Annotated in this window: 21 protein-coding genes; 2 read left to right on the forward strand and 19 right to left on the reverse strand. The window is 46.7% G+C overall.

Annotated features, from left to right (window positions below):
- Positions 1 to 89: 89 nt before the first annotated feature.
- The 3 genes from DFQ00_RS05670 to mntR all read right to left on the reverse strand — a co-directional run bounded on the left by DFQ00_RS05670 (position 90) and on the right by mntR (position 3,545).
- Positions 90 to 1,091: a patatin-like phospholipase family protein gene (locus tag DFQ00_RS05670; RefSeq protein ID WP_110895312.1), complete on the reverse strand. Its 1,002-nt coding sequence runs from the start codon at positions 1,089 to 1,091 to the stop codon at positions 90 to 92.
- Positions 1,092 to 1,301: 210 nt separating this feature from the next.
- Complete coding sequence (locus DFQ00_RS05675; RefSeq protein ID WP_110895314.1) at positions 1,302 to 2,915, reverse strand: family 10 glycosylhydrolase; 1,614 nt, start codon at positions 2,913 to 2,915, stop codon at positions 1,302 to 1,304.
- A gap of 201 nt (positions 2,916 to 3,116) precedes the next feature.
- Positions 3,117 to 3,545: a transcriptional regulator MntR gene (gene mntR / locus DFQ00_RS05680; RefSeq protein WP_110895316.1), complete on the reverse strand. Its 429-nt coding sequence runs from the start codon at positions 3,543 to 3,545 to the stop codon at positions 3,117 to 3,119.
- A gap of 189 nt (positions 3,546 to 3,734) precedes the next feature.
- Between mntR and splB the strand changes: the two genes are divergently transcribed.
- Complete coding sequence (gene splB / locus DFQ00_RS05685) at positions 3,735 to 4,805, forward strand: spore photoproduct lyase (protein ID WP_110895318.1); 1,071 nt, start codon at positions 3,735 to 3,737, stop codon at positions 4,803 to 4,805.
- Between the two features lie 177 nt (positions 4,806 to 4,982).
- Here the strand turns inward: splB and DFQ00_RS05690 are convergent, their stop codons facing one another.
- The 12 genes from DFQ00_RS05690 to adhE form a co-directional block, all read right to left on the reverse strand.
- Complete coding sequence (locus DFQ00_RS05690; protein WP_110895320.1) at positions 4,983 to 5,696, reverse strand: cytochrome c biogenesis CcdA family protein; 714 nt, start codon at positions 5,694 to 5,696, stop codon at positions 4,983 to 4,985.
- A gap of 47 nt (positions 5,697 to 5,743) precedes the next feature.
- Complete coding sequence (locus DFQ00_RS05695; RefSeq protein WP_110895322.1) at positions 5,744 to 6,547, reverse strand: metal ABC transporter permease; 804 nt, start codon at positions 6,545 to 6,547, stop codon at positions 5,744 to 5,746.
- A 49-nt stretch (positions 6,548 to 6,596) separates the two neighbouring features.
- Positions 6,597 to 7,355, reverse strand: a complete 759-nt coding sequence (locus DFQ00_RS05700; RefSeq protein ID WP_110895451.1) for a metal ABC transporter ATP-binding protein — start codon at positions 7,353 to 7,355, stop codon at positions 6,597 to 6,599.
- Positions 7,356 to 7,463: 108 nt separating this feature from the next.
- Positions 7,464 to 8,441, reverse strand: a complete 978-nt coding sequence (locus DFQ00_RS05705; RefSeq protein ID WP_244213706.1) for a metal ABC transporter solute-binding protein, Zn/Mn family — start codon at positions 8,439 to 8,441, stop codon at positions 7,464 to 7,466.
- A 325-nt stretch (positions 8,442 to 8,766) separates the two neighbouring features.
- Positions 8,767 to 10,791: a methionine--tRNA ligase gene (gene metG / locus DFQ00_RS05710; protein WP_110895326.1), complete on the reverse strand. Its 2,025-nt coding sequence runs from the start codon at positions 10,789 to 10,791 to the stop codon at positions 8,767 to 8,769.
- Positions 10,792 to 11,211: 420 nt separating this feature from the next.
- A complete protein-coding gene (gene yidD, locus DFQ00_RS05715) occupies positions 11,212 to 11,466 on the reverse strand; it encodes a membrane protein insertion efficiency factor YidD (RefSeq protein ID WP_110895327.1) in 255 nt (84 codons plus the stop codon).
- A 2-nt stretch (positions 11,467 to 11,468) separates the two neighbouring features.
- Positions 11,469 to 11,939 carry a Fur family transcriptional regulator gene (locus DFQ00_RS05720; RefSeq protein ID WP_110895329.1) on the reverse strand — a complete coding sequence of 157 codons (471 nt, stop codon included), beginning with the start codon at positions 11,937 to 11,939 and terminating at the stop codon, positions 11,469 to 11,471.
- Positions 11,940 to 12,256: 317 nt separating this feature from the next.
- On the reverse strand, positions 12,257 to 14,542 hold the full coding sequence (locus DFQ00_RS05725) for a stalk domain-containing protein (RefSeq protein WP_110895331.1): 2,286 nt from the start codon (positions 14,540 to 14,542) through the stop codon (positions 12,257 to 12,259).
- Between the two features lie 283 nt (positions 14,543 to 14,825).
- A complete protein-coding gene (pflA, locus tag DFQ00_RS05730; protein ID WP_110895333.1) occupies positions 14,826 to 15,578 on the reverse strand; it encodes a pyruvate formate-lyase-activating protein in 753 nt (250 codons plus the stop codon).
- 79 nt (positions 15,579 to 15,657) lie between these two features.
- Positions 15,658 to 17,916, reverse strand: a complete 2,259-nt coding sequence (gene pflB, locus DFQ00_RS05735) for a formate C-acetyltransferase (RefSeq protein ID WP_110895335.1) — start codon at positions 17,914 to 17,916, stop codon at positions 15,658 to 15,660.
- Between the two features lie 338 nt (positions 17,917 to 18,254).
- On the reverse strand, positions 18,255 to 18,806 hold the full coding sequence (locus DFQ00_RS05740) for a hypothetical protein (RefSeq protein WP_146236114.1): 552 nt from the start codon (positions 18,804 to 18,806) through the stop codon (positions 18,255 to 18,257).
- Positions 18,807 to 19,057: 251 nt separating this feature from the next.
- Positions 19,058 to 21,670, reverse strand: coding sequence for a bifunctional acetaldehyde-CoA/alcohol dehydrogenase (gene adhE / locus DFQ00_RS05745; RefSeq protein WP_110895339.1), 2,613 nt, complete (start codon positions 21,668 to 21,670; stop codon positions 19,058 to 19,060).
- A 437-nt stretch (positions 21,671 to 22,107) separates the two neighbouring features.
- Here adhE and DFQ00_RS05750 point away from each other — a divergent pair, with 437 nt between their 5' ends.
- The gene (locus DFQ00_RS05750; RefSeq protein ID WP_110895341.1) at positions 22,108 to 22,824 is read left to right on the forward strand and encodes a Crp/Fnr family transcriptional regulator; all 717 of its coding nucleotides are present in this window, start codon (positions 22,108 to 22,110) and stop codon (positions 22,822 to 22,824) included.
- A 148-nt stretch (positions 22,825 to 22,972) separates the two neighbouring features.
- Here DFQ00_RS05750 and DFQ00_RS05755 read toward each other — a convergent pair whose 3' ends face one another.
- The 4 genes from DFQ00_RS05755 to DFQ00_RS05770 all read right to left on the reverse strand — a co-directional run bounded on the left by DFQ00_RS05755 (position 22,973) and on the right by DFQ00_RS05770 (position 26,152).
- Entirely contained in the window at positions 22,973 to 23,794 is an 822-nt protein-coding gene (locus tag DFQ00_RS05755) for a hypothetical protein (protein ID WP_110895342.1), read from the reverse strand.
- Positions 23,795 to 23,885: 91 nt separating this feature from the next.
- The gene (locus DFQ00_RS05760) at positions 23,886 to 24,617 is read right to left on the reverse strand and encodes a hypothetical protein (protein WP_110895344.1); all 732 of its coding nucleotides are present in this window, start codon (positions 24,615 to 24,617) and stop codon (positions 23,886 to 23,888) included.
- A 187-nt stretch (positions 24,618 to 24,804) separates the two neighbouring features.
- On the reverse strand, positions 24,805 to 25,101 hold the full coding sequence (locus DFQ00_RS05765) for a winged helix-turn-helix transcriptional regulator (RefSeq protein WP_373288427.1): 297 nt from the start codon (positions 25,099 to 25,101) through the stop codon (positions 24,805 to 24,807).
- 322 nt (positions 25,102 to 25,423) lie between these two features.
- On the reverse strand, positions 25,424 to 26,152 hold the full coding sequence (locus DFQ00_RS05770; RefSeq protein WP_110895348.1) for a ThuA domain-containing protein: 729 nt from the start codon (positions 26,150 to 26,152) through the stop codon (positions 25,424 to 25,426).

Below are 26,152 nucleotides of genomic sequence, written 5' to 3' on the forward strand. Positions count from 1 at the left end.
TGGCATACCGCTCCTGCATCTACAATAAAAAGCTGGATTGGCGGGCATGGACATATACTGTCTGCAATCATTAAACTTTAGCTCGTTTTTCATACGGGAAGCAGAGGCAGAGCATCTGCTTTTTTCTTCCGCTGCTCTTTGCGCTGTTTCTCTAATTGCTCATTGTATATTTTCATATTCCAGGCATTGAAAAACTCTCTACCTGCAACGAGGCCAGAGCGAAACAAATTTGTGCTTTCCTGAACTGACAAATTAAACTGTGTCGGTTTGATGCCCAGCGTAGGAATTTTGACGGTACGGAATCGGTTAATCTGCTCGATGTAGCGCTCATCATGTGCAGTAAGCATCGTTTCAACCAGCGCCTGCAGCATAGTAAGCGGTCCTTTGATTCGTGCGGGCTCCACTTCGTTCTTGCCCACCATCTTAAAGCCAACAACCGGAATGATCCCCCCGCCTTCTTCTGAGCGCTCTCCGTCAAACAGCCATAGCGGAAAATTACTGAGCAGTCCTCCATCCACTACATATACAAACTGGTCCGGGAAAGGAAGACCTTTAGACATTACGGGTGACTTGCGTATGATCACTGGATCAAAAAAGTAAGGTATGCTGCAGCTCATGCGTACCGCTTTGGCCACTTCCAGCTTGGACGGTTCAATACCGAACCGACGAATATCATCTGGCAGCACAAGAATACTGCCGTTGGAAATATCGGAAGCAGTAATGAGCAGCTTGCCCGATGGCAAGTCAGCGAAGGTGCGTATTCCTTTCTGTTGCAGCATCTTGCGAATCCACGACTCAAGCGCTTCTCCTGAGTAAAGTCCTTTTTTCAAAAAAAGTCTTGCCGCAGGTCCAATCCAACGTGTATTAAATATTGCTGAGCGCTGCAGCAGCGAAGCAAACGGTGTACTTTCAATAATAACCTTCATTTCCTCAGCCCGATAACCTGCCGCAAGCAGAGCTGCAACGATCGAGCCGGATGATGTGCCGGCTACTCGATTAAATTGAACTCCGCAGTCCTGCGCTCCCTGCACCGCACCTGCAAGCGAAATGCCTTTCACGCCTCCGCCCTCAAACACTCCGTTAATTAACATAAAAAACCCCCGTTCTCCAGGCAGCCATGCTTCTACTGCCACTGTATGAGAACAGGGGTTGTTCATATAACTGTTATATTGAACTAAAGATTTTACACCATCCACTCCGATAACTGAACAACCTGGAAAGTAGCTGTTATGCCCAGATTTTTCGGGTTCCCTTTTCCATTCAATTTATATAGATAGATGGATAAGATCATTTTTGATGTGCTACAGACCGTAATAGGTTTTCAAACGTTCAATAATACCCAGAGGGTTCTTCGTCAGGTATTGTGAGCTGAAATAAATGTCTCCTCCGATCGACGGATACTTCTCGTTATAGATTAGCTGATCAATAATCTCCTGAGAGGTCTGCCATCCAATTTCCGGTGTTCCCAATTTGTAAGGAGAATGACCGATATACAGCTTCACATTGGTATTAGCTACCTCATTAACCCACCAATCCACGACCTTGTCGTACCTTGCAGCACTGAGGGTCATGCTCCAGTACACTTGTGGTGCCACATAATCAATCCAGCCCTGTTTAATCCACGTCCGTACATCCGCATTCATGCTGTCATAAGCTGTGACACCTGCTTTGGTATCCGATCCGGTCAGATCATTGGCCTTGTTACGCCATACACCGAATGGGCTGATGCCGTATTCCACATTAGCTTTGACACGATGAATATTCTGTCCAAGCTGCTGCACAAACTGATTAATATTGTCACGGCGCCATGCCGCACGATCTGTTGTGTTTAACGTATTATACGTTTTGAAAGCAGCATCGTCGTTAAACGTTACATTCGATGGGTAGAAATAATCGTCCAGGTGCACACCATCAATATTGTAGTTGTTGACAACTTCCATGATGGTATCAATGATATGCTGCCTTGCTTCCGGAATTCCCGGATTAATATACAGCTTGCCTGCCGCATTCACAATCCAGTCTGGATGAAGTTTGGAAATATGGTTAGCTGCCAAATTGGATGTTGTTGCCGAATTGGTCGCCCGGAACGGATTAAACCATGCATGGAATTCCATACCACGCTTGTGTGCTTCCTCGATCATATATGCGAGCGGGTCATATCCAGGATCTTTCCCTTGTGTCCCTGTCAACACGCTGTTCCAAGGCACCAGATTCGAAGGATAAATTGCATCTGCATTGGCTCTGACTTGCACAAATACAGCGTTGATGCCCAAATCCTTCAATTGATCAAGCTGGCTTGAATACTCCTGCTTCTGTTTGTCCACGTTACCCTTTGCTCCAGAAGACGGCCAATCTCCATTCACCGTTGAAATCCAAGCTCCGCGCATTTGATCGGTTGACGGAGTTACGGTACCTCCTGGCTCCGCTGGAACTGCTGGTGTTGGTTCTGGTGTTGGTTCTGGTGTTGTTCCATTACCCGTGTACAGATCAATGGTCTGAGCCGTCTGATTCCAATTCACCTGAATGCCCAGATTTTCACTTACGAAACGAATCGGAACCATTACACGCCCCTGCTTTAGTTGCACAGATGCATCCAGATTAACGATCGCATTGTCCACTGTCGCTTGCTGGCGTCCACTGGTCATCGTAATCACCGAATCAGACTTCTGAATCGTTACGGTACGAGTTGCCTGAGACCATAAAACAGAAGCCCCCAAGCCTTCACTAATAACCCGAAGCGGTACCATCGTTACATTAACCTTAGGCAGAATATAAGGAGCTACATCCGATTCCAGACGCTGACCGTCCAGAAAGATCGAAATTTCCTTCTGGGAAGCTGCCTGAGCAGTCACCCCTGCTGTCTGCAAGCCAAGTACAAAAATAAGCAGCAGCAACAATCCTTTACGCAATTTCATCCATCAGTCCTCCAACATCATTAAATTTGCGGTAAAATCTACTAGTTTAATAGACGCTTGGCAGAGCGATTTAGTTGCGAAAATAACCAAATATCGGGTGAATGAAATAGGATTGAATCCATATGCACATCATAAAAATGCTTCTCGCCATACCATCGGCAAGAAGCATCTCTCTGTTTATAATCTAAATTCATCGACAACTCAAGATTCCGTGTTACTCATGATTTCTTGAATATTTTTGAGGTCACGCAAGCGACTCTCATCCTGACGGAAATACTCCACCAATGACTCGATGCAAGTAATGGAGTCCCAGCTCAAATGATGCTCGATACCCTCAACATCATTGTAAATGTTCTCTTCCTGTACACCGATGGTTGTCAAAAACTGCTCAAGCAGATGATGGCGCTCCATCAGCCGTTTACCCATCTTTTTCCCTTTTGGCGTCAGTACCAGCCCGCGGTATTTCTCATAGATCAGGTACTCGTCCTTGTCCAGCTTTTGGATCATCTTCGTCACCGATGAAGGATGTACTTCCAGTCCTTCAGCTATATCAGACACACGAGCATAGCCCTTTTCGTCAATTAATTTGTATATACGCTCCAAATAGTCTTCCATACTGGGCGTTGGCATCTGCTTCCCTCTCTTCTCTCTGACCGGCATTACGTACCTGGTCCCTATCTTCTAATGATACATGTTATCAATACGCATTGGCAAGTCCTACACCTCTTCAGCTCCGTATGCACACAAGGATTTGGCAGGCGTGACTTTGCTTCATTCGAGGCAAACTAACCTTAGTTTCACCATGAAAGGAGTGTTTCTGTGAGCACTACAGTTGCGCGACCCCCTGCTCGAAAAGCAAAAGGCACTAAACCCTTTATTCCCGATTTGGTGTATTTTGAACCCGGTGCACTGGAATATGAAAAAGGCAAGCGCATCATGGAATGGGTAACCTCTCAAAACATCCCTTATCAGATGACCACGTCTCATAATCGGATTACCAATCTCCCTGGTGAGACCGAGCAGGAGAAATATCGGATGGCCAAGCGAACTTTAGTGGTCGGCGTACGTAAAACACTCAAATTTGACCAGTCCAAGCCGTCTGCAGAATACGCGATCCCCATCTCAACCGGCTGTATGGGCCATTGTCATTATTGTTATCTTCAGACAACGTTAGGCGCCAAGCCATATGTTCGTGTATATGTGAACACCGAAGAAATTATTGAGGCCGCCAAAGGCTATATCGAGGAACGTAAGCCTGAAATTACACGTTTTGAAGCGGCTTGTACATCCGACCCGGTCGGTCTTGAGCATATTACAGAAAACCTCAGCGATCTGATTAAATTTATGGCAGATGAAGAATACGGACGATTGCGTTTCGTAACCAAATATCATCATGTTGATCCGCTGCTAAAGCTCAAGCACAATGGTCATACCCGGATTCGGTTTAGCGTCAATGCCGATTACGTCATCAAAAATTTTGAGCCGGCAACCTCACGTTTTGAGGAACGAATTGAAGCGGCAGGCAAAATTGCACATGCCGGTTATCCGCTTGGCTTCATCATTGCCCCGATAATCTGGTACGATGGCTGGCAGGAAGGTTATGCTGAATTGTTACAGAAGCTTGCAGATACACTTCCTGAAGAAGCTACAAAAGATCTGACCTTTGAAATGATTCAGCACCGGTTCACCAAAACAGCGAAGGCCACCATCGAGAAGCGTTATCCCAAAACCAAGCTTGAAATGGATATTGAGAAACGTAAAATGAAATGGGGCCGCTGGGGTCAGTACAAATATGTGTATAAGGATGACCAGCAGGATGCGCTGCGCGAATTCATTACCGAACGAATATTCGAGCACTTTCCGTTAGCCAACATTGATTATTTCACTTAAACCCGGAGTCAGCGCTTCTCCGTGCAAGTATGACTAATTCTCATATATCCCTTAACCGTTCAGATTAAAAAGCAGGTCGCATGAAACCAGAACACTTCTGGTTCAATGCAGCCTGCTTTATCTGCTTTATCTGCTTTATCATTCGTCAGTTGTACACGAATTAATAGTAACCCCGGATTAGATAATCATCCACTGGGGTGTAATCTGTTGCAGCCATATTGTTATTTTGGTCATCTGGTCCGTGAACAGCAATATGCCCATCAGAAGCATTAATGCTCCGCCAATCTTCATCATCATGTTGGAGTATCGCAGAATCCAGCGGGTGGAGCCTATGAAGAAGGCCAACACAAAAAATGGCAAGGCAAATCCGATGGTGTAACCGGTAATCAACGTAAACCATGTGGACGGCTCACTTGCAGCCATTGCAATAATCGCTGTAAGAATAGGTCCGATGCAAGGCGACCACCCTGCCGAAAAGCCGATTCCAAAAATAAACGACCCTAAATATCCGGCGGGTTTCCACTTCATATCAAGCTTGCGCTCTTTCATTAAAAAATGGGGTTTAAAAATACCTAACAGAAACAGTCCCATCAGAATAATTAAAATCGCTGACAATTGACGAATCAGATCACGATTATCGTTGAAAAACTCGCCAAACAATCCTGCACCCAGACCCAGCGAATAAAATACAGCGGAGAATCCGAGAATAAACGCCAGTGTATGGGTCAACGTTTTGAACCGTACCTCACGCTGGTTTCGATCATCCTTTAACTGCTGTACGGTCATTCCTGTAATGTATGAAAGGTATGATGGGTACAGCGGAAGACAACACGGTGATATAAAAGAAGCGAGGCCAGCAAGAAAAGCCAGCCATACATTAACATCAGGCATGAAGCAATGTCTCCCTTCCTCGGGCTCACTTGCTCATTAACATGACGTCAGGCCCGAAACCCTTTTTTTCCTATCAATGTTAAAATCAGCATCATGATCAGCAGCAATACAATCGTTGCTCCCGGTGCCAAATTCCAGATCCCCGCTACAACCAGACCAATCACTACGGCGATTTCTCCAATGACAACTGACAGAATGATGGCTGATTTGAAGCTTCGTGCCATAAGCAAACTGACAGCCACAGGAATAGTGAGCAAGGCCGATACCAGCAAGGCCCCGACGATTTTGATCGCTGTACTGATTACAAGTGCTGTCATCACTGTAATTAACATATTCAGCATTTTGACAGGTAGTCCCGTAACCGCAGCTGCATCCTCTTCAAAGCTGAGCAGAAAAAACTCCTTATGTAAGAAGGCCACCACAATCACAACAATTAAGGTTACCACTCCAACCAGCTTCAAATCTGTTGCATCCAGCGTGTAAATGCTGCCAAACAAATAACTCATAACATCCGCGTTGTAGCCTTTGCCCAGCGTAAAGAACAGAGAAGCGAGCGCTACACCTCCAGACATGATGATGGCAATGGATAGCTCTGCATAACTTTTGTATGCCTTACGCAGCTTCTCAATGGCAAATGAGGCGAGCACCGCAAAGATCAGCCCTACACCAATCGGATATACCTCAATCAAAAAACCTAGCGCCACCCCTGCAATCGTTACATGAGACAAAGTGTCTCCGATCATTGACAGTCTTCGCAATACGAGGAACAGCCCGATCAGTGGAGCGGTGATGCCAATAAGCAAACCGCCTGCAAGCGCACGCTGAAAAAAATCACTCCATAATATTTCCAAAACAAACTCGACTCCTTCGGCCTGGCTATCTAATAGCCCACAAACATCACTAGCGTACCTGTGCGGTAGTATGTTGCAGGTTAGTCTCTGCACAATCCTCTACCTCATGCGAATGACGAACATGGAAATGAATCTTGCCATTCGTAAGGGCAGCTTCGGAGCCCAGATAACTCTCCATTCGGTCCATATCATGAGACACCATCAGAAAAGTCATTCGATGATGCTCGTGCATATGTGTAATCAGTTCAAAAAAACTGGCTTGTGATTCGGCATCAATCCCCACGGTAGGTTCATCAAGGATCAACAGATCCGGGTGATTAATTAACGCACGAGCCAGAAAAACACGCTGTTGCTGTCCACCTGACAGCTGTCCGATGCGTTTGTTTGCAATATCCTCAATCCGCATCACCTGCATAGCATCAGCACACTGCTGCTGTCCCTGACGTGTTATACGGCGAAACATGTTCTTGTTATTGTACAGCCCAGACATGACCACTTCTCGAACCGTTGCCGGGAACAACGGATTAAATGCATTTTTTTGCGGCACATATCCAATCCGGTTCCAATCCTTGAACTTGCGAATCGACTGTCCGAACAGCCTGATATCTCCCTGCGCAGCAGGCAGGAGTCCAACCAGCATACGCAGCAACGTGGTTTTCCCTGCACCGTTCGAACCGATAATACCTACAAAATCCCGCTGCTGAACCATAAAGTTGAGATCATCAATCACACGCTGGTCCCCGTAGGAAAAAGATAGATTTTCAATCTCGATAATGGGATCATGACATAGTGGCATGATTTGCTGCATGGCAAAGCCGCCCTTCATAATAAATAATGCTGTAAACCTGTTGCCAAACACTCCAAAAGTCTTCGCCAATCAAACGGCAAAGACTTCTGGACGTACACTCTATTCTTCTTATTTTAATGCGATCAGCAGATTTTGCAAATTTTTCTGCATCAGGGTAAAATAATCATCTTTATTGTTCACTTGTTCCTGAGTCAGACCTTCCACCGGATTTAACACCATGGTTTGAACGCCTGCTTCGCTGGCAAGTGTCTTGGCCAATTTGTCGGATACCAGCTCTTCAAAGAAAATATACTTGATGCCCTCGTCTTTAACCAGCTTCGCCAGCTTCACAATATCCTGTCCTGTCGGTTCAGCATCCGGGGAAAGACCCATAATTGCATGCTGCGTCAAGCCGTAATCACGGGCAAGATAACCAAAGGCCTGGTGTGATACAACAATCTCTTTGTTTGGCACAGACGCCAGTTCATTCGTGAAACGCTGATCAAGTGCTTCAAGCTTGGTACGAAGCTCGCTATACCGCTGCTCGTAACCCTTTTTGTGCGCAGGATCAACCTCAACCAGACTGTTTTTAATATTTTCAGCCATGATCATCGCCGACTTGGGACTCACCCACGTATGAGGATCAATGTGATGATCGACTGCCTGCTGTTCATTACCGCTCTCGTCAGCATGATCATCCGCCGCATGCTCTTCGCCATGTCCATGACCATCGTCCCCTTCGGCTGTGAGCAGCTTAACACCCTCACTGACCGCCACTGCCTTCACCTTGGAGTCATTATTCAGCGACTTCAGGAAATTAGGCACCCATCCTTCCAGCCCTGCTCCGTTATACAGGAACAGCTGTGCCTTGGACGTGTTTACAATATCCTGACTTTTAGGCGTCCAGTCATGCGGCTCTACACCTGTAGGCAACAGATTGATAACATTGGCATCCTCTCCGCCAATTGTCGCAGTGAACGCGTATACGGGATAGAAGGTCGTTACAACATTGACCTTGCCCTCCACAATTTTTGCTGTGCTTTCACTATTCTGTCCACAAGCGGACAGCACTAGCAAACTGAGAATGAGCAAACCACTCCACAGCATCTTCCATGTGCTCTGTTTACCAATTCGGCTGGAGCGATCCAGTCGAACCTGTCTTTTCTTTTGCATAACTGTCATGTATGATTCACTCCGCATCACTTAATCGTAAATATTACTGAAAGAATTATAGGGAAGACGCCCACACTTGTCAAGGCTCGCATCCATCATTCTTTCCCGAGGAGCAGAGTTCATAAACAATATATGCTTGTTTCCAGTTTTTCATCTCTGTTCTGGAGCATAAAAAAGCGGTCCGAATGCCTTCGGACCACCTTCTATCGAACTTGTGACAATCTTCGTAAGATTACGCAAGTCCGTTGGTATACCACCATTATTTCACCTGCGCACCGTTAGGCATGCTGTCAGGTACGGTAGCGAGCGTCAACTGATCTCCATGTGATGCTGCCAAAATCATGCCTTGGGACAGCTCTCCACGGAGCTTCACAGGCTTGAGGTTGGTTACGCAGATGACTTTGCGACCGACCATCTCTTCAGGCGAATAAAACTTCGCAATTCCAGATACAACCTGACGCTTCTCATAGCCAAGATCGAGCTGCAGCTTTAACAGCTTATCAGCCTTTTTCACTGGTTCACAAGCGATGACTTGAGCTACACGGAGCTCTACTTTGGCAAAATCATCAATGCCAATCTCTTCCTTACCTTCTGGTGCAACTACAGGCTCCGTCGGAGCCTCTGATCCCGCTTCTGCCTGGCTTGCATCGGCTTGTGCAGCCTTTTGTCCACCAGTCATCGCTTCAGAGATATAGGCAATCTCCTGTTCTGCATCCAAACGAGGGAAAATCGGATCACCCTTGTGCAAGGCATTTCCTTCAGGAATAACACCCCATTGCTTCGCTGAATCCCAAGAAGTGAGCTCGCCTTCCTGAATGCCAAGCTGTTCCCAGATTTTGTGCGGTGCACGAGTGAGGAACGGCTGTAACAGAATGGAAGCAATGCGCAAGCTTTCGATCAAATGAGACATAACGGATGCGAGTTCACCACGTTTGGCTTCATCACGAGCAAGAGCCCACGGCTGTGTCTCATCAATATATTTGTTGCTACGGCTCACAAATTGACTGATTGCGGTGAGCGCCACAGAGAACTGCAGGTTCTCCATCGCCTGCTCCACTTTTTCCAAAGTTGCATGACCCGCTTCTTCCAATGATGCATCAAATGCAGTGACATTGGAGGAAAATGCAGGAGCTTTACCTTCAAAGTACTTATCCACCATAGCTACTGTGCGATTCAGCAGATTCCCCAAGTCGTTCGCCAGATCGGAATTCACACGCTCTACAAAGCTCTCCGGGGTGAATGTGCCATCCGAACCAAATGGCACTTCACGAAGCAGATAATAACGTAGTGCATCAAGGCCGTAACGGTCAATCAGAGTCACCGGATCAACAACGTTGCCTTTGGATTTGGACATTTTGCCATCCTTCATCAGCAGCCAGCCATGGGCAAATACTTTTTTCGGAAGCGGCAGGTCCAGCGCCATCAGCATGATCGGCCAATAGATCGTATGGAAACGAACGATCTCTTTCCCCACCAGATGCACGTCAGCAGGCCAGAACTTGTTATACAGCGACGCGTCCGAAGAACCATACCCAAGTGCTGTAATGTAGTTGGACAAAGCGTCAATCCAGACATAAACGACGTGTTTGGGATCTCCTTTAACCTTGACTCCCCACTCAAATGTAGTACGGGATACAGCGAGGTCCTCAAGACCCGGCTTGATAAAGTTGTTAATCATCTCGTTTTTACGGGACTCCGGCTGAATGAAGCCAGGGTTCTCCTCATAATACTTTAACAGGCGGTCTGCGTATTTGCTCATACGGAAGAAGTATGATTCTTCTTTGACGAGTTCAACCGGGTGTCCGCTGTCTGGACTTTTGGCCGAGATAATCTCGCCCTTTTCATTTTTCTCCACGTCCACCAGCTGGGTCTCCGTATAATACGTTTCATCCGGAATACTGTACCAGCCTTCATACTCCCCTTTGTAGATATCTCCCTGCTTCAGCAAACGGTCAAAAATATCCTGTACGACCGTTTTGTGACGCTCCTCGGTAGTACGAATGAAATCATCATTGGAAATATCCAGCTTGTTCCACAGATCCTTGATACCTGCTACGATCTCGTCGGTAAACGCCTGTGGTGACAGCCCCTTCTCTTGAGCCTTGCGCTCAATCTTCTGACCATGCTCGTCCGTTCCAGTCAGATAACGCACAGCATAACCACGCAGACGTTTATAGCGGGACATCGCATCCCCGGCTACTGTAGTATACGCATGCCCGATGTGCAGCTTATCGCTTGGATAATAGATCGGTGTTGTCAAATAAAATGTTTTTTGGTCCGTCATGAATGACTTCTCCTCCTTCAAATGTCCTGAGATGTGTTACATATACCGACTTGTAAAAAAACCTCATCTGCAAATGAACACAAAAAAACTCCCGCCCCTATGGGACGAGAGTATCTCTCACGTGTTACCACCCAATTTCCCCGCATTTCTCACAAAACGCAGGCTCTGCCGGTCCTTCGACCGCCCATTAACGCTGGATCACGCCCCAGCCTTACGACAACAGCATCTAGATGCTGATTGCACGCTCGAAAGAGGTTCCTCCGGGACCATCTTCCATCCTCCTCCCAGACCGGTTCTCAGCTGTTCCGGCTCTCTGCACTGGGGGTGTGTCTGTACTTATCCCTTCACTGGAAATTCATATACAAAAAATATACTGAATTGCCGCCCTTATTGTCAAGTGCTCTCGCTGCTATGCAAGCATTACTGCTCTGAAGCTACGCTTTTTTTCTCTGCCTTAGGTGGAACCAGATCTACCCCGCCGGGATGAAACGGATGGCACTTCGCAATCCGCTTCGCAGCGAGCAATGAACCCTTGAGTGCACCATGCACCTCAATCGCCTCCATCGCATACGCCGAGCATGTCGGATAAAAACGGCACGTCGGTGGCTTCAACGGAGAAATATAGCTACGATATACCCTTATCGGGGCCTGCATCATTCTACGTGAAAGCTTCATCGTTAATTCTTCCCGTGACTGTGCGCATGTTGATGCGCAGAGGATTTTTTCGCTGGAGCATGCTCCCCACAATCCTTACAATATCCAAACACTTCAAACTTGTGATCCACGATCTGGAATTGATCTGGAGCATCCGCAAGCTGCATTGGGCAAAATACGATGGGATAGGTCTTCTGACAATTCAGACAAATCATATGGTGATGGTGGTGATCTTCACTGCAATGCGCCTTGAATTTCACACCATCTTCAAAAATAACTTGCTCCAGTACACCAAGCTCCTGCATCACACGCAAGTTACGATATACCGTATCAAAGCTCAATCCACTGTAAGTCTTGCCCATATATTCATAGACGTCCTTGGGTGCAAGATACCCCGGAGATTCAGCAAATAACCGCGCGAGCGTCTTGCGCTGGTCAGTTATGCGAAGCCCCTGCGAGGACATAGTGGCTATAATCTGTTCTGTCGACAGCATGATTTAAAGCACCTCCTGTCATACAAACATTTGCATTCTTCATCATGCGACAGTGTCTAGCAAAAGCTGCTACCTTTACCCTTATTGTATACCTCTAATAATGCATGAAATGAAGACTATAGTCAACGAAGGTGTACTATAAGTGTGTACAAGCTTCAGACATCAAGCAAATGCAATGAATTAAAAAAGGACCCCATGCTCATGGAGTCCTTTCTTGACGGTTCAGAAGATCAATTTTTCTGGCGACTTTTGGGGTGAACGGGTATATGAAATATAAGCTTTCACTCCAAACCGTACATGGTTAGCTCAGTTGTATATTATTTTTCAGCTGGCAGTGGTGTAAATAGAATGTTGACCGGCAAGTTACTTCCCGGTGCAGCAGAGAAAATAATCGTCACACTTTCACCATAAGAACCTGTGCGATACAGTACACCTTGCTCGTTCGGCGCGCTCAGGGAGCGGCTGTCATTCGACAGCTGTACCAGCTGTCCGTTCACCAGTGCTGAGCCATAATACTTGCCTCCACGCGGATTAAACGAAATCAGTGTACGCGGAGCAACATTGTTCAGGGTGATTTTGTACAGCACACCGAAGTTACCCGCGTTAGAAGCGCTTGTGAAGGCCATCGGATCAGTACCGTCAAGGTTCGGATCACTTGCATTATCTCCTAATGGAAGACGTGCAGGCTTGGAACCTACCTCCTGATCATACGTGATGATTCGCGTTGCATTCGGGTACGTTCCACGGTTATGAACGCCGTCGCGATCCAGAACAGGCAAGGATGACAATACAGCCATCGGGTCCTTGTTCTCTTCGATCATCACGATGTTGTAATCGAGGGTGTAGTCACTGAATGCGTCCGAATACAGGGAGATAACCTGTCCTTCTTTCATCGGAGTAGCGCTCAGTTCAGTCAGGATCAATTTGCTTTCACCAGGCTGGATGTACACTCTCTTCTGATCTGCACCAGTCTGAATGGATTTGAACCATTTATCAATGGACAATTTACCCGCTACTGTAGCAAAAGGTGTTGGTCCTGCAAAGCCCATATTTTGCTGTTCAAATACAGCTGTGTAAGGATTGTTATTGGTTGCAACCACATACATTTTTACTCTTTTTCCCGTATTGTTGACATGGTGAATCATGAAGCGTGTCTGTCCAAAGGAGGATTCCTTATAGACGATACCTTCCTGATTAACGGTTTCAGGGCTGTTACTGCGAATCAGCAGACTTGGCTCATCTGTATACGTAAAGGCTACCTTTTCCATTGCCGGGACTTCTCCGCCATTAAAGGTGAATTTGTCGCCTACCGGTGTGAACAGCTGATTGAAATCAGACAGCGTGTAGAGCGTTTCACCTGTAATCATGATGGTTTTGGTGTAGGTATCGCTAAGGCCGTGTTTGTCTGTAACGGTAAGAGATACCGTCTTAGGTCCTGGGATGAAAAAGGCAAGTGAGTTGTTATCCCATTCTCTTTTTTCAATAGCATTTTCATCATCTGTGCTTTGGTCAACATAAGTGATCTTTTCACCCATCTTGTACTCTTCCTTGTCCGTTGTAAACATAGCTACCGGCGGAAGGTTAGGACGCTCTACTTTGATCGTGAGCGTGAACGGATTACTCCACTGACCGCTGGAGTCTTGCACTGTGTATGTGACCGTATACACTCCTGGCTGATCAAAGGAATCCTGACGCCCAGTCCATTGCTCATTTACAATAGGAAGGCCGCTTGGGGAGCTGTTTTTCGTTGTGTAGATCACTTGATCCCCTGCAAAAATTTCTTTCTGAACAGTAAAGCTGGCTATCGGCTTCGTGTTCAGTTTCAATACCACCGTCTTGGCCGATTGATTAACGGTATAAGTGATGTTCAATGCTTGAGTGATTGACGTCAGTGGAATCATGAACGTGTTTTTCTCCTGGTATGCAGGACCTTTCATCGTTCTGGATTGACCATTGACGGTGTACACATTACTGTTCGTTTTGAAGCGAAGTTCGTCCGTACCACTAATAATAATGGTTTCTTTGGTCTTGTTATCGTATTTCACATTATACCCAACCCGGTCCACCAGTGCGCGAATGGCTACATACGATACACCATTTTTCACGGCCATTGGCTGTCCAGCGAGATAGGTTTTTCCATCCTGAACCATTTTATTGCTGTTCATGTACAGTGTCAGGTCTCCGCCGGAGCCTGCTGTTGCAGATTGTGTACCTGTCGTTGGCTGCACAGCTTCAGCAGGTTCAGGTGACGAGCCCTCTTCCTTCGTTCCCTGCTCTCCGCCGGTTCCATTCTCAGGGGTAACAGGTGCAGCTTCCGTTGCGGAAGGAACTGATGTTTCAGGCTTTGTCTCTATGGCAGTTCCATTGTTGGCAGGTTGTGTATTGCTTGATGGATTGGTTGTTTGTTCACCTGCTGCACCCGATTTCACTTCGGACTCAGCAATCGGCTGTTCTTTTTTCACAACCTCGACGGATTTCACTTTAGCGATATTCACTGGTGCCGTTTCATTCGAATCAGCCGCCTGTGCATTCGCAGGAATCACTGCAAAGGCCTGAAATACAGCAAAAGCGGTAAGTATGGACAATCTTTTCTTCAAATTCATTCTTTGTCTTTGGCTCCTTCTGCTCCCATTTATTAATATCCCCTCTAAAAGTCATATGATTAGACGCTCAGAAACGGGAAAAGTTGCTAAAAACATTAAATTACAATTGTAAATTTTATATAGAAGTGAAAAACTATGAAAATAGTGATCTGTTAATCTGGACAACCTCCATTCGACAATATAAGTAAGCACGCAAATGAAAAGCAGCCCTCACGAAACGATGTTCGTAAAGACTGCTTGGTATGTGTTCAAGCCATGGCTGTTATATTAAAATAGTTCTGCTTTAATTCCCTGAGCATGTTATACCTGCTGTTTCCGCACGCCCTTGCTCAATCAACCGGTATGCCCGCTGTACTTCTTCTTCGGTAGGGGAAGGAACGCCATCCAGCGGATAGACCTTGCCCAGTGCTTCCCATTTATATATGCCCATCTGATGATAAGGGAGAATTTCGAATTTCTCCACCCCGTTCAGCGTTCCAATAAAACGTCCCAGGTCCAGCAGATCCTGCTCCTGATCATGAATGCCAGGCACATATACATGTCTGATCCACATTTTTCGACCATGTTCAGATAACCATTTCGCTGTTTTTAATGTACGTTCATTGGATTTACCCGTTAGCTTGATATGCTTCTCATCATCAATATGCTTCAAATCCAGCAGTACAAGGTCTGTGTTGTCCAGCAGCTCATGAATTCGCTCAGGTTCGTTAAAGCCGTTGCTGTCCAGCGTAGTATGAAGTCCCCAGCGACGTTTAACCTCACTGAACACCTCTGCCACAAAATGTGCCTGGAGTGTCGGTTCACCGCCAGAAACGGTAAGTCCCCCGCCCGAGCTTCGGTAGTAGGAGAGATACGGCTCAATCTCGGCCAGTACCTCCTCCAGGTTCATCTCTTTCCCGCCATCCAGTGCCCACGTGTCAGGATTATGACAATACTGGCATTTAAGCAGGCATCCTTGCATAAAAAGCACAAAGCGGATGCCAGGGCCGTCAACCGTCCCGAAAGTTTCGAGTGAATGAATATGTCCTTTAACCATGCTGCCTCTTCCTTTCTGTACCCGCATCCGCCATGCGTTTTTATTTTAAAGCCAGAATACCTTTTTATCCAAGGACAGCTTACATCGAACCGTGGAATGTACGGTTAATGACATCGAGTTGTTGCTCGCGTGTCAGTTTAATGAAGTTTACTGCGTAGCCGGATACCCGTACGGTCAGTTGTGGATAATTTTCCGGATGATCCATCGCATCAATCAGCTGCTGACGATCAAACACGTTTACGTTCAGGTGATGCGCATTTTGACCAAAGTATCCATCCATCATTGCAGTCAGATTGGACTTGCGTGTTGCATCTTCTTTACCCAGTGCTTTTGGCACGATGGAGAAGGTGTTGGAGATACCATCCAGGCTGTGTTCATAAGGCAGTTTCGCTACAGAGCCGAGGGATGCCAGTGCACCTTTTTTGTCACGACCATGCATTGGATTTGCCCCTGGTGCAAACGGTTCGCCTGCTTTACGTCCATCTGGCGTTGTTCCTGTTTTCTTACCATATACCACGTTAGAAGTAATGGTCAGTACAGATTGTGTTGGCATTGCGTTACGATATGCTTTGTGCTTGCGAATCATACCCATGAAGGTTTCCACCAGTTCAACAGCAATGTTGTCTACACTGTCATCGTTGTTACCGTAGCAAGGGAATTCACCTTCGATTTCAAAGTCAACCGCGATGCCTTGTTCGTTGCGAATCGGTTTAACTTTGGCATATTTAATAGCACTGAGTGAGTCAGCCGCAACCGAAAGTCCGGCAATACCGCAAGCCATGGTGCGCAGAATATCACGGTCATGAAGTGCCATTTCGATCCGTTCGTAGCTGTATTTATCATGCATGTAGTGGATCACGTTCAGTGTATTCATATACAGTTTAGCCAGCCACTCCATCATCGGTTTGAAGCGTTTCATGACCTCATTGTAATCCAGCACTTCACTTGTAATGGCAGGGTACTCTGGACCAACCTGTGCTCCTGATTTTTCATCACGACCACCGTTGATTGCGTACAGCAAAGCTTTGGCCAAGTTGGCACGTGCACCGAAGAACTGCATTTGTTTACCGATCTTCATCGCGGATACACAGCATGCAATACCATAATCGTCACCGTAGATCGGACGCATCAGATCATCATTTTCATACTGAATGGAGCTGGTTTCAATGGACACTTTACTGCAGTATTCTTTGAAGGCTTCTGGCAGCTTGGTAGACCACAGTACGGTCAGGTTTGGCTCCGGTGCAGGGCCCAGATTGTGCAGTGTGTGCAGGAAACGGAAGCTGTTTTTGGTTACGCGTGTTTCACCATTAACAGACATTCCCCCAATGGACTCGGTTACCCATGTTGGGTCACCACTGAACAATTCATTGTAATCCGGTGTACGCAGGAATTTCACAATCCGCAGTTTCATAACAAAGTGGTCAACCAGTTCCTGAGCCTGTTCCTCTGTCAGAACACCTTCTTGCAGATCACGTTCAATGTAGATATCCAGGAAGGAGGATACACGTCCAAGGGACATCGCCGCACCGTTCTGTTCTTTGATTGCCGCGAGGTAACCGAAGTACAGCCATTGGAATGCTTCCTTCGCTGTTGTTGCTGGCAAGGAAATGTCGAAGCCATGCATTTCACCCAGTTGTTTCAGCTCTTGCAATGCACGAATCTGTTCAGACACTTCTTCGCGCAGACGAATTACATCTTCGTCAATGACATCCACTTCAAGTGCATTGAGCTCGCCTTTTTTGTGACGAATCAGGAAATCTACCCCGTACAACGCTACCCGGCGATAGTCACCAATGATCCGGCCGCGGCCGTAAGCATCTGGCAGACCTGTAATGATCCCTGCTTTACGTGCTGCACGCATCTCTGAAGTGTAAGCGTCGAACACACCTTGGTTATGCGTTTTGCGAATGTTTGTAAATATATCAATGACACCTTGAGGCATTTCAAAACCGTATGCTTCACATGCGTCAATCATCATACGAATTCCGCCGAATGGCTGAATGGAGCGTTTGAATGGTGCGTCTGTTTGAACACCTACAATCTGCTCTTTGGACTGGTCCAGATAACCCGGCTGATGAGAAGTGATGGTGGAAGGTGTGTTTACATCCACATCTAACACTCCGCCGTTATCCCGCTCTTTTTTGGTCAAATCCGAGACGATATCCCACAATTCTTTGGTATTCTGGGTAGCGCCTGCGAGGAAAGACTCATCTCCGTAATAAGGAGACAGGTTGTGTACCAGAAAATCATTCACATCTACGGTCTTGGTCCATGTTCCTTTAGTAAAGTTTCTCCAGCCTGTTTGTTGTTTGACATCTTTTTCGATCACCGACATCTTAATCCCTCCGCTTTTTTGGATTTCTGGACACATCCTATTGTTGCAATGCTCGTATCATTAGGTGTCCAGATCCGCGATTGATGTGAATTGTTTCACATAAGCCGGAACACGTTCTCTCTGGTTGGGAACCGGAACCGCGGAATGAATGTTTTTCTTACATTTTCAGTATACGTCTTGGTGCTTTCATCATCTGTGATTTTTGTCACAAAGCCAGCAATATACGTCACTCTGGCTGGGCGCTGTCTTCATTGCACATAGGTTGGAGCTGAGTTCACACTAGGTCACTCCGCGGGCAGCACAACTTCCGATCGCTGTTATCCCCGGATTTTTTCGATTCACTTTTTCCAAAGTGAAAATCCGGGGATAAAGGCGAACGCTCCGCTTCTCCAGTTTGTCCTGCCCGCTCCGTTATCGTGTGAACCTCTCTCGTGCAAACAGCCACCTCCCCCCTCGTTCCTCTTCCCTTTGGGAGTGGTTGCTCCGCTACGCTCGGAGCAACCACGGACCTTTCGGAGGTTCCTGAAAAACGGATGCTCTGCTTCTCCGTTTTTCTGCCCATCTCTTGTGGATTGCTGTCTTTGATCCGCTGCGCGTGCTGTTCTTCGTGCGGGCCCGCGACTGAACGCTCCTGAAAAACGGATGCTCTGCTTCTCCGTTTTTCTGCCCATCTCTTGTGGATTGCTGTCTTTGATCCGCTGCGCGTGCTGTTCTTCGTGTGGGCCCGCGACTGAACGCTCCTGAAAAACGGATGCTTTGCTTCTCCGTTTTTCTGCCCAATCTCTTGTGGATTGCTGTCTTTGATCCGCTGCGCGTGCTGTTCTTCGTGCGGGCCCGCGACTGAACGCTCCTGAAAAACGGATGCTCTGCTTCTCCGTTTTTCTGCCCATCTCTTGTGGATTGCTGTCTTTGATCCGCTGCGCGTGCTGTTCTTCGTGCGGGCCCGCGACTGAACGCTCCTGAAAAACGGGGGCTTTGCTTCTCCGTTTTTCTGCCCATCTCTTGTGGAGTTACTCCCCTTTCCCACCTCCTTCCTGCTTCTTTACTTTTCAGGCGACGATACGGCAATCGGGGCTCCCCGGCCTGGGGAACCCTGTGTAATTGCCTCAACCTTCGTGGTTGATTTTATTTATGCTGCTTGTTATTCAAACTTGCCGTAGAATGCGTTGCGGTACACATCAGCCAGCTCAGTCACCAGCGGCAGTTTTGGATTTGCTGTTGTACATTGGTCTTCGAAGGCACGATCTGCCAAGTAATCTACACGCGATTCGAAGTCTTTAGCGTCAAATCCGATTTCCTGGAACGATTCTTCGATACCCAGCTTTTTGTTCAGATCGCGAATTGCTTTGATCAGGCTGTTTACGCCTTCTTCTGTTGTGCGAGCAGGCAATCCGAGAATACGCGCGATTTCAGCGTAACGCTCATCGGCTACGAAGTGCGAATATTTAGGGAACGATGCAAATTTCGTCGGTTTTTTCGCATTGTAGCGAATAACGTGTGGCATCAGGATTGCATTCGTACGACCGTGTGCAGTGTGGTACTGACCGCCCCATTTGTGCGCCAAGCTGTGGTTGATTCCCAAGAATGCGTTGGCAAAGGCCATACCAGCAATGGTCGAAGCATTATGCATTTTTTCGCGAGCCAGTTTATCCCCTTGCAGTGCCGATTGCTCCAGATATTGGAATACCAGTTGGATCGCTTTAATCGCCAAACCGTCAGTGTAGTCATTCGCCATGACGGACACATATGCTTCAATGGCGTGAGTCAGGACGTCCATCCCTGTATCAGCAACTGCTGTTCTTGGCAAGCTGTATACGAACTCAGGGTCCACAATTGCTACGTCTGGAGTCAGCTCATAGTCAGCCAGCGGATATTTGGTATTTCCTTGCTCTTTGTCAGTAATTACTGCGAACGATGTTACTTCGGAACCTGTACCCGATGTAGTCGGGATCGCAACAAATTTCGCTTTGATGCCGAGTTTTGGATATTTGTAGATCCGTTTGCGGATATCCATAAATTTTTGTTTCAGGTTGTTGAAATCCGTATCCGGATATTCATAGAACAACCACATCGCTTTGGCAGCATCCATTGGTGATCCGCCACCGAGTGCGATAATACAGTCAGGCTGGAAGCGATCCATCATTGCTTTACCACGATCTACTGTTGTTGTTGATGGGTCTGGCTCAACTTCAGAGAATACTTCAATGGCAACCGGCGTTTGACGTTGACGCAGGTAGTGCTCTACTTTTTCAACATAACCGAGTTTCACCATCATGGCATCTGTAATAATGGCTACGCGAGTAATATCCGGCATTTTGGCAAGATATTGTGTTGCGCCTTTTTCGAAGTAAACTTTGTTCGGCACTTTGAACCATTGCATATTCACAGTACGGCGAGCCACCCTTTTCACGTTGATTAAGTTTACAGCTGTAACGTTCGAAGAAGTTGAGTTGCGTCCATACGAGCCGCATCCAAGCGTCAATGATGGCATATTAGTATTGTAGATATCACCAATCGCTCCGTGTGTGGATGGGGAGTTCACGATAATCCGTCCAGTTTGCAGACGATCTGCAAATTTATTGATCACTTCTTCATTGTTCGAGTGAATAACAGAGGAGTGACCCATACCGCCAAAGGCAACCACTTCTGCTGCACGCTCAATACCGTCTTTAGCTGTTTTTACTTTGTAACAAGCGAGTACCGGGCTCAATTTCTCAGCAGATAACGGGAATTTAGTACCTACGCCTTCAATCTCGGCTACCAGAATTTTGGTACCTGCCGGTACTTCAATGCCGCACATTTTAGCAATGTTTACAGCGGACTGACCTACGATTGCCGGGTTAACTGCACATTTCTCTGCGTTGATCGCACCTGCTGTCAACTTGGCTGCTTCATCTTTGTTGACAAAGTAGCAACCATTCGCAATCATTTTCTTTTTCACTTGATCGAAGATTGGCTCTTCAATAATTACCGCTTGTTCAGATGCACAGATCATACCGTTATCGAAGGATTTCGACAGGATCAAATCCGTTACTGCCTGATTGATATCTGCACTTTTCTCAATAAAGCATGGTACGTTACCAGGTCCTACGCCGAGTGCCGGTTTACCGCAGCTGTACGCTGCACGAACCATTCCTGATCCACCTGTTGCCAGAATGAGCGCTACATCATTGTGATTCATCAGTGCGTTTGTGCGATCCATGGAAGGATCATCAATCCATTGAATACAGTCAGCTGGAGCACCGTGTTTCACAGCAGCTTCAAGCAAAATTTTCGCTGCCTCGCGGCTACAGTTCTGTGCAGATGGGTGGAAACCAAAGATGATCGGGTTACGTGTTTTGATCGCAATCAGTGCTTTGAACATCGTTGTGGATGTTGGGTTCGTTACTGGTGTGATCCCCATGATGATGCCAACCGGCTCCGCAATTTTCTGGAAGCTGTCATACTCATTATCTTCAATAACCCCTACTGTTTTTTCGTATTTAATGCTATTATAGATGTATTCTGTTGCAAAAATGTTTTTAGTGATTTTGTCTTCATATACACCGCGGCCTGTTTCTTCTACGGCCATTTTGGCGAGCAGCATATGTTTATCCAGTCCCGCAAGCGCCATCGCTTGCACAATCCGGTCAATTTGTTCCTGATCCATGGACATGAATGCTGCATGTGCTTTGTTTGCTTTGTCAATTAACGTTTGAATATACTGACCTGCTGTCGGTTCTTTTACTGGGGCGACTTCATTCTTCACAGCCATCTCCCTCATCCTCCTAAAGGTTCGTATTGTTTGTCTCTCTTCTTTACATGCACATCGTACCATGCGTAAAAGAATAAATATGTGATTTTTTTCACAAAGTATAACAAATTTTATTTAAGTTTTTAACATCCTCCGGCAAGGCGTTCCCCCTGCCATTTTGCTTTCTATTTTAAATATAGTGCCGTCAAACCCATGCTTCCCTTTCGAAAGTGAATTTAATCACAATGTTTGAAATTTCGCCATTTTTGCAGGCTTTCCATGCCCCTCAAACCGCAGGATTAGGTATATACTGAACTTAAAAATTGAACCACCGCAATTTGTACCGTACCTCCACACGGCCGAGATGACCAGATCAGGATGGCACAGCTTGCGGCAAACCACGGGGCTGTTTTTGTTAAAAGGATAGCCGTCCGATGGATACAAAGGGGAGAGAACGTATGGGAGATTTAACAAACGTACTGGAAAAACGCGGTAACACCAACTGTTTCTCGGAAGTCAATTTTAATCATCTGCTCGTCACAATGAAAGATCGTACTTACCCGGAAGGAACACATCTGTACTGGGAAGGTGACGTCTCCGACAAGCTTTATTATATGAAACGGGGGCGTGCTCAGATTACCAAATCCACCGACGAAGGCAAGGAACTGATCATGTACATGTATCAGACTGGTGATATGATCGGGCAAGCCGACCCCTTCTTTGGCTCTAAACACAGCTTTTCGGCGGAAGTGTTGGAGGATAGCGAGATTGGTGTGCTGGAGCACAAAGACCTGGAAATGCTGATCTGTCAGCATTGTGACTTTGCCATTGATTTTATGAAGTGGATGGGCATTCACCACCGTCTGACGCAAACCAAATTCCGTGATCTGATGTTGTATGGTAAACCAGGAGCCCTCTGCTCTACGCTGATCCGGCTGTCGAATTCGTATGGGGAAGCCCATGGAGATCATGTGATTATTCATAAAAAAATTACACACACGGACCTGTCCAATATGATTGGCGCTACCCGTGAAAGTGTAAACCGCATGCTCAGCGATCTGCGTAAAAAGGACGCGCTCGAATATGACAATGGCATGATCGTCATTAAAGACTTGAAAATGCTACAGGGCATCTGTCATTGCGAACTGTGTCCAAATGAAATTTGCCGCATCTGATGCGAGAAATCCAGCATTCAAACAAGTCACTGCACCGTTCCGACAAACGGACTCAACTTTTCAATGCTCAATTGCAGAAGTCAAAGGCAAAAGCCCAATTCGGTTAAAAACCGTTTGGGCTTTTCATGCTTCATTCCATATGCCAGCCTCAGGAGACTTTGGCCAGTTCGAGCTTAACCGCGTCCCGCGGACTTAATTTCATATCCAGACCGTTCTCCATTAGCTCCTTATTGTTCACCATAATGACCCAGCGCTCATTCACACGGGGAATTACATTCTCGACGGCAACAACATATTTGTTATTTTCCGACATGCGCACAACGCCACTTGATTTTAATACGTCTCGAACCGTACACTCCTGCACATAGATACCGGCATATTGCCGTTTCAGATTGGGCATGACACTTCCACCACTCACTTTGAGCAGGGTTGTCTGATATACAACACCGTCTCCTCCACTATCAGCAGCTTTGACATATATAGTGACTTCATCTTTGGCATGAAGCTCAATATCCCAATTTTCCTGTTTAATGTCCTTACCGTTCAGTTTTACTGCCCAGCTCAGAGAAGAATCCAGCGATACCTCACCAACGGATTGAATCCGTTTTCCATCTGCCGTAAAATCAACCAGCCCGCTGTTCAGCAGTGCTTTTTTGAGCGTCAAGCCTTCACTGAAATCACGTTTGATGGACTTGGTTGCATCGGGTAAAAATGTACTGCCATCAATCGCAACCGTAATCGTATTGGCTGAATCCTTGTCGGAAACAACCGGCTGCTCAGAAGGTTTCGGCTCTCGGGTACAGCTCGTTAGAACTGCGAGAATTAGCAAACATAGACCGATGTAAACGGGAATTGTCTTCATCATGTAGGTAACACCACCCTGCGTAAAATCATTCACCCTGTTGTCCATAAGCTCTATTATGGCACATTCCTCAATAAAAAACAGTATCAATGCCGTTACTTTTGTCATGTCACCTTCTGCTGAAACAGAGAAATTAAAAAAGGCCCCTTGGAGCAGGGCCCTCTATATTAGCATTTGTCCAGCTCTTGGACTGGACTGATTATTGTACAAAAGCTTGCATGTATGTCCGTCCTCCATCCCCATCCTTCAGATAAGGATTGAGTCCAAAGGCTTGTGTCTCTGATACAAAAACACCCGTTAACAAACGACCCTCCAGCAGCTCCCCATCAACCTGCACACAACAGGAAGGGGCGTCCACGTATTCCTGATAAAGCGGAATATGTCCGTAGGGCTGATGAATTTTGAACAGCTTCCCCTGCTCATTAAACGGTCGATCCGAAAAATAGGTGGGCACGATATAACGTGCGATGACATCCAGCTCCTCTGCTGTATAGAATGGCTCGTCACCCAGCCATGGAGCCAACATTCGAATTTTTTCATATTGTGACCAGACTACAGCCTGAATAAACATCTCAATCTGGACCCGTTTACCATTCGCTGCCTTCATATATAGCCGATCACTGAGAGGTTGTTGTTTCTCATGAAATACCGTTCCATCCGGTAGCCGTAGCTCACATCCGATACATTTCCAGCCGCCGGGTGCCTGAATCCACTTTTGCAGCACCGCCGGAGACGATCGCGGCCCAGCACGATGTATCCTATGTTCCTCGGCTTGAGCGGGGTTGTCTCGGTCCCCAGCTGAATCTGCGCTGCGTTTGAACAGTTCCGCCGTTTTCTGATAAATCAGATGAACCTGAATGGATGCGCTCTCAAGTTCCGCAATATCTTGTTTGCCGTAGCGTATTTCACGGGATAAGCTTTCTTCTCTCATGACAAGTGGCCTCCTTCGCTCCGGCCGCCTGCGGCCATTTTCTATAGATTATACTACATCTCACGACAACATGTGCACAGGACTCAAGAAAAAGCACGCTCCGAAAAGCTCAAGAAGACAAAAAACTCCTGATTCCAGCGGAAATCAAGAGTTTTATTGTTATTACTTCAGGTCGCACAACTCGGGTTTACTCGACCCAATGCTCGGCCCAGTCTTGAATCTGATTCATTACAGGCTGCAACGCTTTGCCCTTCTCGGTCAGCTCATACTCAATCCGTACAGGCGTTTCCGGGTATACATGGCGTACCAGGATACCTTCGCTCTCCAGATCTTTCATCCGTTCAGATAACATCTTGTCACTCATGGACGGAATCAGATTGGAGATGTCCTTGAACCGCTTTGAACCACTCATTAACGTTTGAATGATCAAACCGTTCCAGCGCTTGCCCAAAAAAGAGAACGCCGTTTCAAAACGCGGACACATCCGCAAATCTTGATCTTCCACTTTCATCACCTCTTTAGAGATCACTCGGCTTACATTTTGTTAGTATATTTCATAATAACATATTTAGGTTGTAAAGAAAACGCCTGCCTCAAAAAACTTCAAATTTTAGAAGCGAGACTTCGAACTAACATCTACAGTATACAACACGTAGCGTCAGGTAACCATGAAAAAATCGTTTAACAACCCTTATCATTATAATACCCATAAAAGCCCTTCATCCACAGTCATGCAACTGGGAGAAGGGCTCTCGTTCCGGTTCAATCTTCTTATAGAAATCGTCCACTGCTCAAAATGCTGCGGCCTAGACCAGCACGCCACCGATTGGTCTTACAGGTTCGCTCTTGCCATATTGCGGCTTGAAGCTGCGAGCCGGGGAGGCCCACTTTACAGCGTTGCTGATCACTTTTAAAATCTCCGGATTGTAATAGGTCGGATATGTCTCATGACCTGGGCGGAAATAAAAGATTTTACCTTCACCACGGCGGAACGTACACCCGCTTCGGAACACTTCTCCACCCTGAAAATTGCTGACAAATATCAGCTCATCCGGCACCGGAATGTCGAAGAACTCACCATACATTTCTTCTTTTTCCAAAACAATCTTGCCCTCGATCCCTTCGGCAATGGGGTGGGACGGATTGACACACCATACGATCTCCTGCTCATCTGCTACACGCCACTTGAGATCACAGCTTGTTCCCATCAGCGCCTTGAATGGCTTGGAGAAATGCCCGGAATGCAACACAATCATGCCCATACCATTCAATACACGCTGTGTAACCTTCTGTACAATCTCATCGCTAACGCGATCATGTGCCATATGTCCCCACCATATCAGTACATCTGTAGAGTTCAGCACTTCATCACTCAAGCCATGTTCGGGCTGATCCAGTGTAGCTGTACGAATCGCAAATCCGTCGCCGCCCAGACCTTCAGCCAATGCACGATGCAGCCCGTCCGGATAAACTTCCTTGACTTCATCATGGATTTTCTCATGGACAAACTCATTCCAAATGGTGACGTTAATCAT

The organism is Paenibacillus barcinonensis (assembly GCF_003217495.1).
Taxonomy (GTDB): domain Bacteria; phylum Bacillota; class Bacilli; order Paenibacillales; family Paenibacillaceae; genus Paenibacillus; species Paenibacillus barcinonensis.